This is a genomic window from Paenibacillus sp. FSL H7-0442 (assembly GCF_038593105.1).
GTDB classification, from domain to species: Bacteria; Bacillota; Bacilli; order Paenibacillales; family Paenibacillaceae; genus Paenibacillus; species Paenibacillus polymyxa_D.
This window is the reverse complement of sequence record NZ_CP151963.1, coordinates 3,082,793-3,095,866: the sequence shown is the minus strand read 5'-3', so window position 1 is coordinate 3,095,866 and position 13,074 is coordinate 3,082,793. Positions and strand designations below refer to the sequence as shown.

The following is a 13,074-nucleotide window of genomic DNA, read 5'->3' as shown; positions in this document are numbered from 1 at the left end:
TAAAATCATGACCTGAGAGAACCATGGTATCTATGGTATAATACACGTATATTGTTGAAGCGTTTGACTAAATGAATTTACAAAGGAGCTTTCGTCGGGAGAAGGCTCCTTTTGCATGAGGCCGGGATACCTGTGTTTTCATTAATATCCATGTATATGTATGATTCATGGAGGAGAAACAGAAGGCCGTCAGGAAGGAATGGAGTATGAATGAAGACGTTGATTATTGCTGAGAAACCGGATATGGGACGGACGATTGCCGCTGTTATGGAGCCGCGGGCTAAAAATAACCGTACCTATTTGGAAGGGGAGAAATACATTGTAACCTGGGCGATCGGGCATTTACTGGGTTTGGCTGAGCCGGATGCATACGATGCTAAGTACAAGCGATGGAATATTAAGGATCTTCCTATTATCCCTGAGCAGTTCAAAATTGTACCGAATCCGAAAACAAAAGATCAGCTGAAAATGATTGGTGAACTGGCCAAACGCTGCGATGCCATCGTAAATGCTTGTGATGCTGGACGGGAAGGGCAATATATTTTTGCGTTGATCCAACAGCAATTAAAGTTGCGTCAGCCAGTTAAGCGACTGTGGATTTCAGACTTGACAGCGGAAAGTATTGCGACAGGCTTTGAACGATTGCGAGATGCTTCGGAGTTTGAATTTCTGACTCAAGCTGCGCGGGCACGAAGTGAAGCGGACTGGCTGATCGGCATGAACGCTTCCAGAGCGTTCACAACACGACATAACACACTGCTGTCGGTAGGACGGGTGCAGACTCCCGTGCTGGCACTGATTCATGACCGGGAAAAAGAAATTGAGGCATTTCAGTCTCAAACCTTCTATGACGTGTGGGCAGAATTTAAGCAAGATCAGATCAAGTACAAAGGTGCGTGGCAGGGGGATAGGCTGACGAAGCCAGAGGAAGCTGAGGAAATCGCTGCGGCTGTTCGCGGAAAAATAGGTAAAATCACCAAATATGACACCAAGCAGACAAAAGAGTATCCTTTTAAATTGTACGATTTAACGTTGCTTCAACGCGAGGCGAATGCCAAGTACGGTTATTCGGCCAAAAAAACACTGGATGTGGCACAAGCGCTTTATGAGCGCCACAAGGTCATTTCCTATCCGCGTACCAATTCTAACTATGTGACAGAGCAAAATATAGACGGCATGCACAAGGCACTACGGATGCTGGGCACAGGTCCTTATGCTGATATGGTCCAACAAGCCAACCCCAATTTGGTTCATAAACAGAATAAATCGGTCTGCAATCCATCTCGTGTTGAGGATCACCATGCTATTTTGCCGACATTAAAAAGGCCAGGAACACTAAGCAAAGAAGAGCAAAATGTATATGACCTGGTTATTCGCAGGTTTTTGTCGCATTTTTTTCCGCCTGCTGAATACAAAATGCATACCGTAATGACACAGGTGGACAAGCATCTGTTTAAAACAAATATTAAAGAGCTTCTTTCCTTGGGGTGGAAAGTAGTTTTAAGTAAGGTTGATCAGGATAAAGGTAAAAAGAGCAAATCACCGAAAAAAGAAGATGAAGAGGAAACGGACGAGTGGACGGACAAGAAGTTTGAGATTGATGCGGGGCGTCCCGTGGATTGTGTTCGCGCCGAGATGAAAGAAAAGGCGACTCAGCCCCCTAAAAGCTACACGGAGGGTACATTGCTTAAGGCGATGGAAAGCGCGGGTAAACAGATGGAGAATGAGGAATTGCGTGAGGTCATGAAGGATGCCGGTTTAGGCACACCTGCGACGCGCGCCGCCACAATTGAACGATTGAAAAAGGTTGGCTATATTGAAATGAAGGGTAAAAAGATTCTTATTACGGAAAAAGGAAAGATGGCTATTGACCTGATCCGTCATGCTGGGGTTGATCTATTAGCCTCCCCGGAGATGACAGGTCAATGGGAACGTCGCCTACATCAAATTTCCAAGGGTGAGGCGGCTCAAGAGAAGTTTATGGAGAACGTTAAAAGATTTACGTTGTCCATCATTGATAAGGTGAGGCAGCAGCCGCCGGCTCCGGCAAATGCCTTTGGTGAGGAAGCAAGGGGGAAGCGTGCGGTTGGAAAAGAAGGCGCACGTAGTGCGCGTGCGAACGGACGCACCGCCGCCAAAGGGGTGGGGCGTGCTACATCAGGACGCGGTGGCAGCGCTGGAAGCGCAACGCTAGAGCAAGCAGCACCACCAGCACGCAGCTCTTCCGACGGATCCTCAGGCATTTCAGGAAGCCAAAGGCAAGCTTTAGGTAGCTGCCCACGCTCTAATTGCGGCGGAAGCATTATTGAAGGCCGTAAAGGGTATGGGTGCAGCCACTACAAGCAGGGTTGTGGCTTTGTCGTCTGGAAGGAATATGCTGGAAAGCAGATTACCGAAACGATGCTCAAGTCCTTGTTGACGAAGGGACAGACGCAATTGTTGTCTTTTAAGCGCAAAGATGGATCGACCGTCAAAGCGCGAATTGTTCTGAATGAACCTGGTACAGGACGACTTAGCGTTCGAGAGGAATCCTGAGACAGGGTTTAGACCAATACAAAAAAAGGACCCTATCCGAGGGTCCTCAGATTGTCGAGAAACCCCGTCATTTTGAGACGTGGGTTTCTTTTTTACATCATAATGCTCTGGTCTCTGGAGAAGCAGGGGGGGTGCCCCTGTTTCTCCAGGCGAGCTAGGTGGATCGCCATCTTCTTCATGTTCTGCACGGCTGCCGTCATAAGGGCTTGTTCCCTGACGTTTGGAAGACCGCGCAAACGGCAATAGCGAAACCCATGGAGCTCTTTGGCATCCGCGAAGCTTCGCTCAATCGTCTCTTTTCGTTTGCGGTACAGCTTTTTACCAGATGGGCTCAGCCGGTTGCTCCGTACCCACTCTTTGCTGTCTTCCCAGACATGCCGAGTCACCACTTTGCGGTGGTTTCGAGACTGGGTACACTGACTTAGCAGTGGGCAATGCTGGCACTGAGCTGGGTCAGAGGCATACTGCCGGTATCCCTTACGGTCCGTCGTTCGGTAGGGCAGTTCCTGTTGGGCTGGGCATCTATACGCATTGCGTTTGGCATCGTATTCAAACTTCCATTTCGGAAACAGTCCTTGTCTGGGATGGAATCTTCGGTGAGCAATCACGGCAAAAATCTTTCGGTTCTGCAACCCTCGGCAAATCGGCGTTGTTAAATAACCTGAATCTAGTGCAACAGCTTCTACTTGAAAACCAAAACGTTCTCTTTGGCGATCCAAACGGGACAAATAGGGGACAGAATCATGTACATTCCCTGGTGTCACATGCACGTCCGTAATCAGATTGTACTTCATATCCACCGTGCGGTGGTCCAGATAGAAGAAGCCTTCGGGCTTGCCATCACGGATCATATAGCCGCTGTCCGGGTCTGTTTTGCTCACTTTAATTTCTTTTTCTTCGTTCACTTCCTCTCGGGATTTTAAGGCTTTTTTCCGTGGTTTCTCCGGTCATCCTTCACCGCTTCGTTCAGCTCGTCCATATAGTCTTTAGTATTCTGCAACACTTGTTCTTTGGTGTACTGGTGCCTGTTAGCATTGGCTTTGACGTGTGTGGAATCGGTGACGAGAACACGCCCACCCACCATTCGGTGAGAGATCGCCTGCAGCACAATTTCATCGAAGATATCTTGAAAGATCGTGGTGTCTTTAAAGCGAGTGCGACGATTCCAGCTAATCGTCGTATGGTCCGGAACTTTATCCGTTAAGCCCAACCCCAGAAACCAACGATAAGCTAGGTTCGTCTGAATTTCTCGCTCGAGTTGCCGTTCTGAGCGAATGCCATAGAAATAACCGAGAAAGATCATTTTAAACAATACGGTAGGATCAATGGCAGGACGCCCGTTGTCTGCACAATACAGTGGTCGAACTTTATCATCGATAAACGAAAAATCGATATACTTATCTACTTTGCGGAGCAAGTGATCTTGAGGAACCAGATCTTCGATGGAAACAAATTCGTAGGATTGTTGTTTTTCGCGGTTGGAGCGTAGCATATCAACACCATCCGTTCTACAATAGTTACCTATATTATACAACATTAACGCGGTGTCGTCTTAAACAAAATTAACATAAAATAGGCTGTCGAGACTTTCTCGACAGCCTGAGGACCCTATCCGAGGGTCCTTTTTTGTTGGTGCAATTGTATGCTTTCGTGGATAACCCGTGGTACTTCCGTTAGCTTCTGTATCGTATACATCACGGAGTTCACGTTTTTTTGCAGTTCAACCATATTGTAAATCCATTCCTTAGGCTGCTTGAGATATACAGCATGAATACCTGCGGCAAGGGCTGGAGAAACATCAGTGCGCAGAGAATTCCCGATCATCCAGGTGATGCTTCGGTCCAAGCGATTCATCTGGATGATTTCTTCTAGGGCTTCGACATTTTTATGCTGGCGAATGTAGATGCGGTCATCAAAGTAGGTAGCCAGTTTCATTTGTTCAATCTTTCTTTCTTGAATGATCTGCTCACCGCCAGTATACAGATGGAGGGAATGCCCTGCTTTTTGGAGGGAGTTCAGCGTTTCGACCATGCCTGGATACGGTTCGATTTCCTGTTCGTACACACTTCGGCCAAGAGAGCGAAGCTCCTGCTCTTCCCGAGAATCGAGACGGCGTCCGAATTGTTCCGAGAAAAATTGGTACGTATCTATCAAAGATTGTGGGAAATGCTCGCTGGCAAAGCCCACTTGATGAACTCCAGCCACATCAATTTCGATTTGTTTTTCACGAATCGCATTTTTGGTTAGGTTATGAGTTGCAAACCATTCCTGAAGCAAATCAAAAAAGTGGTTGAGGATCAGGTCAAAATACTTGTTGCAGTGGACTAAGGTGTCATCAAGATCAAATAAAATGTGCTGCTTCGGATACGACACGATGCATACTCCTTCCAAGCCAAAGCTTTAACGCTGCTTCGGTTATAACTAAAAGTACAATTCAAATTACAATCCAATATAGGATTCCAAAAATACTTGTAAATCAGCCGCGCCATCGGGACGGATGCTGAATTTTTCCTTATGATAACGTCCGATGTGAATACGAAGCAGACCAGCCACTCGTAAAATCATCATATCAGACATGAGTGTATCTTCCAAACGGCTCAAATCATGGCGCATATCTTCGAGAGACTTAGGACCTTGAGCTACATAACGCAGAATTCGTAGCCGCTGCGGATCATTAACCGCACGAGTGAGCCGTAGCAGAAGCGTAGGCGGTTCTTCCTCGCTCTCCTCGGGGATATCTACTGGATACTGGATCAGCAGTGTGCGGGTATAAAAACAGTATGAATTAATCGGGCGATTATGGACAACTGGAAATAGGACTACTGTATCCAGGTCTTCCATGTGTGGCACGACTAGTCCAGCTGTCGCATATTCAACCAGTGCTTCCGGTTCCATTTTACTCAGCAGCATGCGCTTTTCCGCAGCGTCTTCTTCTGCCAACACACGCAGTTCGCCTTCCAGGGCCCGAAAATAATCACGATCCCACAATTTGAGGAGTGGTGCGTATACCTTACGAATGCGTAAAGATTCTTCAAAGGTTAAAAAAGGGATATGCGGAACGAGCAACTCAAACATATCTTTATCCGGGCCGTGGTCCAAATAAGAGATATAATCAGATATTTCATCTGATTCCGGACGAAGTAACGCCCAAGCATAGAGTGCGTCATAATCGCTAAAAGGGCAATCCTGAGCTGTAGCCAGCTCAGTACGAACTTCATGTTGTAGTCGTGCATCTACCTTGTCGATCCATTCATGGCCCAAGTCCATATCTTGAACCCACTTTTTAGTCACATAGGCCATGAAGCTGCCGAGCAATTCATAAATTGGAGAAGTGTCTATTTTAATTTGATAACTCATGGAACCCAATGCCTCCTATTCTGTCTTCTAGCCCAGAGCGGTGAACGTAATTAAGCCCGTCCATAAGCAAAACATGAGCATTTTAATGATTGCTCACTTATTTATTATGGCTTGTTCTGCCAGGGATTGTCCACTATAATATGAAATAGTGCGTTGTGACGTGAATGGGTTCGGATTGAACATACGAGGCTCCTTAACCGAAGGAGTCGGATACATACCAGACAAGCTCTTTCCGTAAAATCGTCATCTCAGATGGCGATTTTTTTCTTCTATTCTTTAATACACTAATTACACCTGAATTTGTATATGTGATTTGCCGGTTTTGCAGGACGGCATGGAATACATAGTGATAAGAATTATTATTGATTATGGAATCAAATGCAAATCATTTCTTAACATTGATTTTAATTATTTTATTTGTTCGATCAGGAGGAGCTAGGATGTCGTCGTCGTTACGGGTTCATTATTTTATTTTAATTGCTGTTATTATTGTTGCCGGATTATGCCAAGGTTTATTATTACCTATTCTGTCTATCTCGTTGGAACAAATGGGAGTTTCATCTTCACTAAATGGAATGAATGCGGCTGCTCTGTATATTGGTTCATTCGCAATGACGTTGGTGGCAGAACGGACATTGGGCTGGTTAGGGTTTAAAAAGCTGATGGCCGGTGGGCTTGTGCTAGTGCTCATTACGCTGCTGCTGTTTCCGCTAATCCCTGATATTCGAGTATGGTTCATACTGCGTCTGCTAGTAGGTATTGGTGACAGTGCATTGCACTACTCTGCGCAGCTATGGATATTGCTGGTGACTCCAGCAGAGAAGCGAGGCCGCAACATTTCCTTTTATGGTATGTCATATGGTCTGGGTTTTGCATTAGGACCATTGGGATTATGGCTACTTGATTATGGAATGCTGGTTCCATTTGCTGCGTTGGCCTTATTGTGCTTGCTTGTTTTGCTGTTGGTGTTAATTAAGCTGCCGGACTCCAGACCAGAGAAGCTGGAGTCCGAGGCGCGTCCCACTCAAAGATTTCGTCGCAGTTACAGCTGGGCATGGTACGCTCTTTTGCCTGCATTTCTATACGGCTATATGGAAGCGAGCCTGAACAGTAACTTTCCAGTCTATGGCCTGCGTATTGGCTTTCATACCGATGAAATCGCCGCCTTGCTGCCGTTCGTCAGTTTGGGAGGGTTAGTTCTGCAGCTGCCGCTAGGGATATTGAGTGACCGTTGGGGACGTAAAAAGGTGCTAATGAGCGTAGGCATAGCAGGGGGAATGACCTTTATGTTGCTACCATGGAGCGGCAATCATTTTATGTTCACTTTGATATTGCTGACCTTAGCAGGTGGTTTAGTAGGCTCCTTTTTCTCTCTCGGTTTGGCCTACGCCGCTGATCTGTTGCCCAAATCATTTTTAGCAGCCGCGAATGTACTGGCATCCTTTCATTTTAATCTGGGAAGTGTGATCGGACCTAATATTAGCGGAGGGTTGCTGGACTTTGGAACTCAAGGCAGCATGTTTCTTGTCCTTGGTGGTAGTTACATTGTTTTCGGATTGTTAGGTTTGTTTTCCAGAAAAAGAGTAACGGCGGTTTAAAACTGCGGTTTGCATGGTATTTGTTTCACATTTACTATAAAATATAAACAGTATTGATGGTGCGCAAAGGGGAATCACTTAGATGATTAAAATTCGGAAGCTGACCAAACAAGTGGGACCTGAACGGACCCAGCTACTTCGAGGAATTGATGCTGAAATTCATCAAGGCGAATTCATAGCCATAGCGGGGCCAAGTGGAAGCGGCAAAACGACGCTGCTTCGCTGTCTTGCTTTACAAGAGCCATGGGATGAAGGCAGTTTAATTGTAGGTGGCAATGATGTGCTGAAATCCGGTTGGACTGGAAAGATGAAAATAAAGCGGGAATGGGCATACCTGGAGCAAAACCCGCATCTAAATATGAATCGAACCGCTCTTAAAAATGTGCTCATTGGCAGATCCGGTCAAACTCCAATGTGGAGAATGGTGACCGGTATGGTGCGTTCCGACGATTATATGGGAGCGATGGACGTACTGGAGGATCTGGGTCTGCTGGATAAGGCGCATGATAAATGCGACAAGCTCAGCGGTGGCGAGCGGCAGCGGGTAGCGACTGCGCGTGCTCTCGTGCACGGAGCTAAAGTTATTTTAGCGGATGAGCCTGTAAATGGACTTGATCCAGCTTCGGCAGCGCATGTATTGGAGACTTTTCGCAAGCTGTGTTCTGACGAGCGGGTGACGATCATGACTGTACTGCCGTTGGAAATGGCTGAACGCTTTGCTTCCCGTATATGGGGGTTGAATGATGGTGAATTGGTGTTTGATATTCAGGGAAGACGATTGACACAAGCGGAAAAGAACAAATTGTGAAGGGGACGGCAAGAGAAGTGAAAATAATGCTGTTGAGAATGGTGGCTGGCTGCTGTTCCTTGCTGCTCCTTGCTGGATTTTTAAGCGGCTGTAATGTTATTAGCGATCCCATTTCGCTGATGGAGACACCGACGATGTCTGACGAGAAGCAGGAACTGAATGGTGCAGTGAATACGCAACTAGGGGCGGTACAGCCTTTAAGGCCGAATGATCCAGATGACCCGACGCCAATTCGAACGGGTGATTTGAACAATGATGGCACAGACGAAGCAGTGCTCTTTTATGAAACGCCAGATGAGAGCGTAAAAATACATGGTGCCTTGTTTGAAGATCAGGGCGGAACGTGGGTAAAGAAGCTGACGTTTGATGGGGAAGGCACTGTGCTGGAGTCATTTAAGCTCGTGGATTTAACGAATGATGGAACACTCGATATTGTAGCGGGTTTTTCCAGCGGAGATAGTGGCGATGGCGGGGACCAGAAGGGACTCATCGTGTATTCCTATACCGGAGGAACTCTGGAGAAAATATATGCTACAGGTTATACGGACTTCGTCGTAGATGATTTTAAGCATAACAAGATGGACTTAAACGGGGATAAATTGAATGATTTGACGATTATCACGCTGCGACGTAATGAATTCTTTACAGTTAAAACATTCCAATTCAGTGGGGGAACCTTTAAGGAAATCGGATCGTTGGATTTGGACAGTCAGGTCTTAGATGTCTATAATGTCGTTGCTGGCAAGGTAGCCGAGGGTAGGCAGGGGATTATTATAGACACCAAAATTGCCCAGACCACTACCGTTTCCAATGTTATTGTGATGGATCACGGCAAGCTTAGGAAGCTTAATCTTATGGATGTCACCTTCAAGGATGCGACCATCGCCAGTGGTGATGTGGATGGTGACGGTATTCTGGAATTTGGTAATTTGGAGAAGCCTAAAGGTTGGAGTAACAAGCCGCTGGATGAGGTTCCATATTTTGTGTCGTTCTATCAGTGGGACGGGGCGAAAGGAACGGTTTTTAAGCAGCAGCAGTATCGTGATTCTAATGAACAGGTCTACTTCAGATTACCGAAAGAGCTGCATGGCAAGGTGACGATTGATCCGAAAGTTTCGAAGAAGGACAGCTATTTGCGCTTTATTTTGGATGATACAGACAAAACGATAGCGGAAATTAAATTTTTCTCGTTGTCACAATGGGAGCGAAACAACGAAGGGTATAGCCAACTGTGGCGAACGAATGCGCAGGTCATTGGCATTAAGCGATCCAGTGAGCTGGAACCGCGTAAAACCATTAAAAACAAGCTGGGGGAAAGGCAGGTAGAGTAGAGTGAGTAAAGTTTTAATCATGGAAGACGAGGAATCCATTCGCAGCTTTATCGTCATTAATTTGAAACGTAACGGTTTTGAGGTGCTGGAGGCGTCGGAAGGGCATGAGGCTCTGAATATTTTGAACACGGTGCGGGATATTGATATTGCACTGCTTGACGTAATGGTGCCCGGTATGGATGGTTTTGAAGTCTGTCGGAGAATCCGGGAGACGAATGAGCGCATCGGCATTATCTTTCTCACAGCGAAGGTACAGGAGCAGGATAAGGTTTATGCCTTGTCTGTAGGGGCCGATGATCATGTGAGCAAGCCTTTTAGCCCAACGGAGCTGATTGCACGTATTCAATCGTTATTGCGTCGGGTGAATGTTCATCGTGAAACAGCAGCCAAAGTGTCCTTCCAGTCTGGACCGTTCACCCTAGATTTGATTGCTAAGCAATTTAAGAAGAACGGGCAGCTGATTGAGCTGACACCGACTGAGTTTTCCCTGATTCAATTTTTTCTGGAAAAAGAGAACACGCCGCTCAGCCGAGATGTTCTACTTGATCACGTATGGGGCAAAGAGTATATGGGCGATCCGAAAATTGTAGATGTGAATATCCGACGTCTTCGGCAGAAAATTGAAAACAATCCATCCGAGCCGGCTTTTTTACAAACAGTTTGGGGACATGGATATAAATGGAAAGGTCAGTCTCAATGATCAAAAAGGGAATTCGCCGACAGATTGTGCTTCACTATTTTTTCGTAGTGTTCTTAGCGCTTCTGTTAGTAGAAGTCATTTTTATGTTTGCACTCCGGTCGTACTATTACGATTCCATTTACAAACATATCGAAAGCCGTATCGAATCGGTAAGTGAATTTGCACCCAAATTTAAAGAGCCGGAACAGTCTTTGCAATCGTATTTGTTAAATACATTTTCTCTGCCCTTTACTGAACTGCAGTTGCTCGATGAACAGGGAAATGTAATTGATAACTCAACGAATTTTGCAGCAGATCTAAGTGTGCAAACAAGTGATGTGACACAAGCATTAGCTGGGGATACGGGCAAATGGATCGGAAAGCAACCGAGCACGGGGCAGCAGGTGATGGCGGTATCTCAAAAACTGGACAATATCGTCGGAGACCAGGTGTACGTTATTCGGTATACAACCTCGCTGGAATTGGTAAATGATAAGCTGTTTACGATTACGCTGTTTTCTCTTGGCATCATGGCAGCTGTACTGGTTATTGTATTTGTGGTCAGTACAGGGCTCGCGAATTCCATTGTTAGACCGATTAATAATATCCGCGATGTATCTGCTCAGATGGCTCAGGGAAGGTTTGATACACGCATTGAAGGCGATTATCGGTATGAGTTGGGTGAACTGGCTTCGACACTGAACTATATGGCACAGGAAATTGTCAGAACAAATCAAATCAAGGATGATTTTATTTCATCTATATCTCATGAATTGCGTACTCCGCTTACATCTATTAAGGGTTGGAGTGAAACGTTAAATTCTGGCGGCTATGACCCCGAAGAGACGAAAATCGGGATGAAGATTATCTCTAAAGAGACGGATCGGCTGATTGGCTTGGTGGAGGAAATTCTCGATTTTTCCAAGCTGGAGCAAAATGCCATGAAGCTTGTAATGGGAACGGTAGATCTTCGGGAGCTTTTGCAGGAAATTATGCTGAACGTATGGGCCAAAGCAGAAATGAAGCAAATAAAACTTCAGCTTGATTCGGAAGAAGCGGCATATTTCGTCCATGGAGACGGTAACCGTCTAAAACAGGTATTTTTGAACATTGTGGATAATGCTATCAAGTTTTCGCATGAAAGCTCAATTATTTTTCTGTCGCTTCAACGGGTTGATGGCAATATCGAGATATCCGTACAAGATACAGGAATTGGAATTAGTGCTGAAAATCTTGCCAGAGTAAGAGACCGCTTTTTCCAGGTAGACCACCAAAACGGTGGTACTGGACTGGGATTGGCAATCTCACAACAGTTTGTCGAGCGCCATCATGGTCAGATGCTCATCAGAAGTGAACTGGGGGCTGGCACCACTATTACGGTTTCATTACCTGCTCTGCAAGCAGAGCAATCCGTGGAACCACCACAACTCACTGAAGAATAGATTTAAAGCCTACTTATAGGTGCAATTAGAAAAACAGCCAGTCCTCTTAAATCGGGAGGGCTGGCTGTTTTTGATTTGGGGTAACGTTATGAAGTAAAACCTTCGGCACGCAAGCGTGTATTGCGCTCGTAAGCTTCTTTCAGCATACGTGTAGTTTGCGGCCGTACCGCCATTTTACCAAATACCACTTCATTGGGTCCGATGACCATAATTTCGCCCGGACTGCCTTTAATGACAGCACCATCGCGAATCACAGCACCTTCACCGATAATCGCATGTTCAATATGGACGTTACGTCCAATGCGTGTGTCCGGCATAACGATACTTTCTTTGATGGCTGATCCTTTACCTACCTCGACACCACTAAATACAACGGAGCGTTCAATTCGGCCCTCTACTTGACAGGAATCATGCAACAAGCTGCCCAATGGCTGCGTTTGACGGTTAGGTACCTTTTGTGCGCTCAACCTTGTGCGGCGTTCACGTGTATACATCGGCCAATCCTTACGTTGAAGGTCGATCGCACAATTCTCGTGTAACAAATCCATGTGTGAATCCCACAGGCTTTTAACGGTACCTACGTCCTTCCAATAGCCCTGGAATTCATAAACGTACAAGGATTCTTGATCCGCTAACATTTTAGGTATGATATCTTTACCAAAATCATGACTGGATTGAGCATCCTGTGCGTCTTCTAACAGGTAGTTTCTCAAGTAATCCCATTTGAAAAGATAAATACCCATAGAGGCCAAATTACTTTCCGGTTTCTCAGGTTTCTCTGCAAATTCTGTGACACGTAGATCTTCATCCGCACTCATAACACCAAAACGGTGTGCTTCATCCCAAGGTACCTCCATGACAGAAATGGTAGCCGCAGCTCCTTTTTCCTTATGGTGGTTCAGCATTTCGCGATAATTCATATAGTAGATATGATCACCGGATAAAATAAGCACATGCTCCGGATTTTGGCTGTCAATATATTCAATATTCTTATGAATAGCATCTGCCGTTCCTAAGTATTCAGCGTTACCTGTGTTGTAAGATGGAAGCAGGGTAATTCCTTTGTCATCTGTTTTTGTAAGACCCCATGGTGTTCCATCCCCGATATGTTCGTGCAAGGATTCTGCCTCATATTGCGTCAGTACACCTACAGTATCAATGTCTGAATTTACGCAGTTACTGAGAGGAAAATCGATGATTCGGTAATGACCGCCAAAAGGTACGGCGGGTTTTGCAATCGTTGAAGTAAGGGGAGCAAGACGGCGTCCCTCTCCGCCTGCCAGCAGCATGGCAATGCATTCTTTATTAAACATTTCGTTTCCCT

10 protein-coding genes are annotated in these 13,074 nt (G+C 45.8%); 6 read left to right on the top strand and 4 right to left on the bottom strand.

The window, feature by feature from the left end:
* The first annotated feature begins 210 nt into the window (after window positions 1-210).
* The gene (locus tag MHH57_RS13385) at window positions 211-2,535 is read left to right on the top strand and encodes a DNA topoisomerase 3 (RefSeq protein ID WP_342434203.1); all 2,325 of its coding nucleotides are present in this window, start codon (window positions 211-213) and stop codon (window positions 2,533-2,535) included.
* Between the two features lie 92 nt (window positions 2,536-2,627).
* Here MHH57_RS13385 and MHH57_RS13380 read toward each other — a convergent pair.
* The 3 genes from MHH57_RS13380 to MHH57_RS13370 form a co-directional block, all read right to left on the bottom strand.
* Window positions 2,628-4,027 (bottom strand): IS1182 family transposase gene (locus MHH57_RS13380; RefSeq protein ID WP_342434202.1). Its coding sequence is split into 2 segments (ribosomal slippage): window positions 2,628-3,457 and window positions 3,457-4,027, totalling 1,401 coding nucleotides; the frame shifts between segments, so codons are not numbered across the junction.
* A gap of 116 nt (window positions 4,028-4,143) precedes the next feature.
* Window positions 4,144-4,908: an HAD family hydrolase gene (locus MHH57_RS13375; RefSeq protein ID WP_069011731.1), complete on the bottom strand. Its 765-nt coding sequence runs from the start codon at window positions 4,906-4,908 to the stop codon at window positions 4,144-4,146.
* Window positions 4,909-4,974: 66 nt separating this feature from the next.
* Window positions 4,975-5,892, bottom strand: coding sequence for a hypothetical protein (locus MHH57_RS13370; protein ID WP_023988964.1), 918 nt, complete (start codon window positions 5,890-5,892; stop codon window positions 4,975-4,977).
* A gap of 440 nt (window positions 5,893-6,332) precedes the next feature.
* Here MHH57_RS13370 and MHH57_RS13365 point away from each other — a divergent pair, with 440 nt between their 5' ends.
* The 5 genes from MHH57_RS13365 (at window position 6,333) to MHH57_RS13345 (ending at window position 11,750) form a co-directional block, all read left to right on the top strand.
* Entirely contained in the window at window positions 6,333-7,490 is a 1,158-nt protein-coding gene (locus tag MHH57_RS13365; RefSeq protein ID WP_069011733.1) for an MFS transporter, read from the top strand.
* 82 nt (window positions 7,491-7,572) lie between these two features.
* Window positions 7,573-8,298: an ATP-binding cassette domain-containing protein gene (locus MHH57_RS13360; RefSeq protein ID WP_342434201.1), complete on the top strand. Its 726-nt coding sequence runs from the start codon at window positions 7,573-7,575 to the stop codon at window positions 8,296-8,298.
* A complete protein-coding gene (locus MHH57_RS13355; RefSeq protein WP_318627299.1) occupies window positions 8,295-9,629 on the top strand; it encodes a hypothetical protein in 1,335 nt (444 codons plus the stop codon). Before MHH57_RS13360 ends, MHH57_RS13355 begins: the two co-directional genes overlap by 4 nt.
* A 1-nt stretch (window position 9,630) precedes the next feature.
* Entirely contained in the window at window positions 9,631-10,329 is a 699-nt protein-coding gene (locus tag MHH57_RS13350; RefSeq protein WP_007432526.1) for a response regulator transcription factor, read from the top strand.
* Window positions 10,326-11,750 (top strand): HAMP domain-containing sensor histidine kinase, encoded by a 1,425-nt coding sequence (locus tag MHH57_RS13345; protein ID WP_029517454.1) that lies wholly within the window; start codon window positions 10,326-10,328, stop codon window positions 11,748-11,750. The genes MHH57_RS13350 and MHH57_RS13345 overlap by 4 nt, the downstream gene beginning before the upstream one ends.
* Window positions 11,751-11,836: 86 nt before the next feature.
* Here MHH57_RS13345 and MHH57_RS13340 read toward each other — a convergent pair whose 3' ends face one another.
* On the bottom strand, window positions 11,837-13,063 hold the full coding sequence (locus MHH57_RS13340; RefSeq protein ID WP_029517455.1) for a glucose-1-phosphate adenylyltransferase: 1,227 nt from the start codon (window positions 13,061-13,063) through the stop codon (window positions 11,837-11,839).
* Between the last annotated feature and the right edge of the window lie 11 nt (window positions 13,064-13,074).

Bases quoted from the DNA above. Each gene is read 5' to 3' on its own strand.
- MHH57_RS13365 (WP_069011733.1), top strand. From the start codon at position 6,333: ATGTCGTCGTCGTTACGGGTTCATTATTTTATTTTAATTGCTGTTATT.
- MHH57_RS13345 (WP_029517454.1), top strand. From the start codon at position 10,326: ATGATCAAAAAGGGAATTCGCCGACAGATTGTGCTTCACTATTTTTTC.
- MHH57_RS13360 (WP_342434201.1), top strand. From the start codon at position 7,573: ATGATTAAAATTCGGAAGCTGACCAAACAAGTGGGACCTGAACGGACC.
- MHH57_RS13385 (WP_342434203.1), top strand. From the start codon at position 211: ATGAAGACGTTGATTATTGCTGAGAAACCGGATATGGGACGGACGATT.
- MHH57_RS13340 (WP_029517455.1), bottom strand. From the start codon at position 13,063: ATGTTTAATAAAGAATGCATTGCCATGCTGCTGGCAGGCGGAGAGGGA.
- MHH57_RS13370 (WP_023988964.1), bottom strand. From the start codon at position 5,892: ATGAGTTATCAAATTAAAATAGACACTTCTCCAATTTATGAATTGCTC.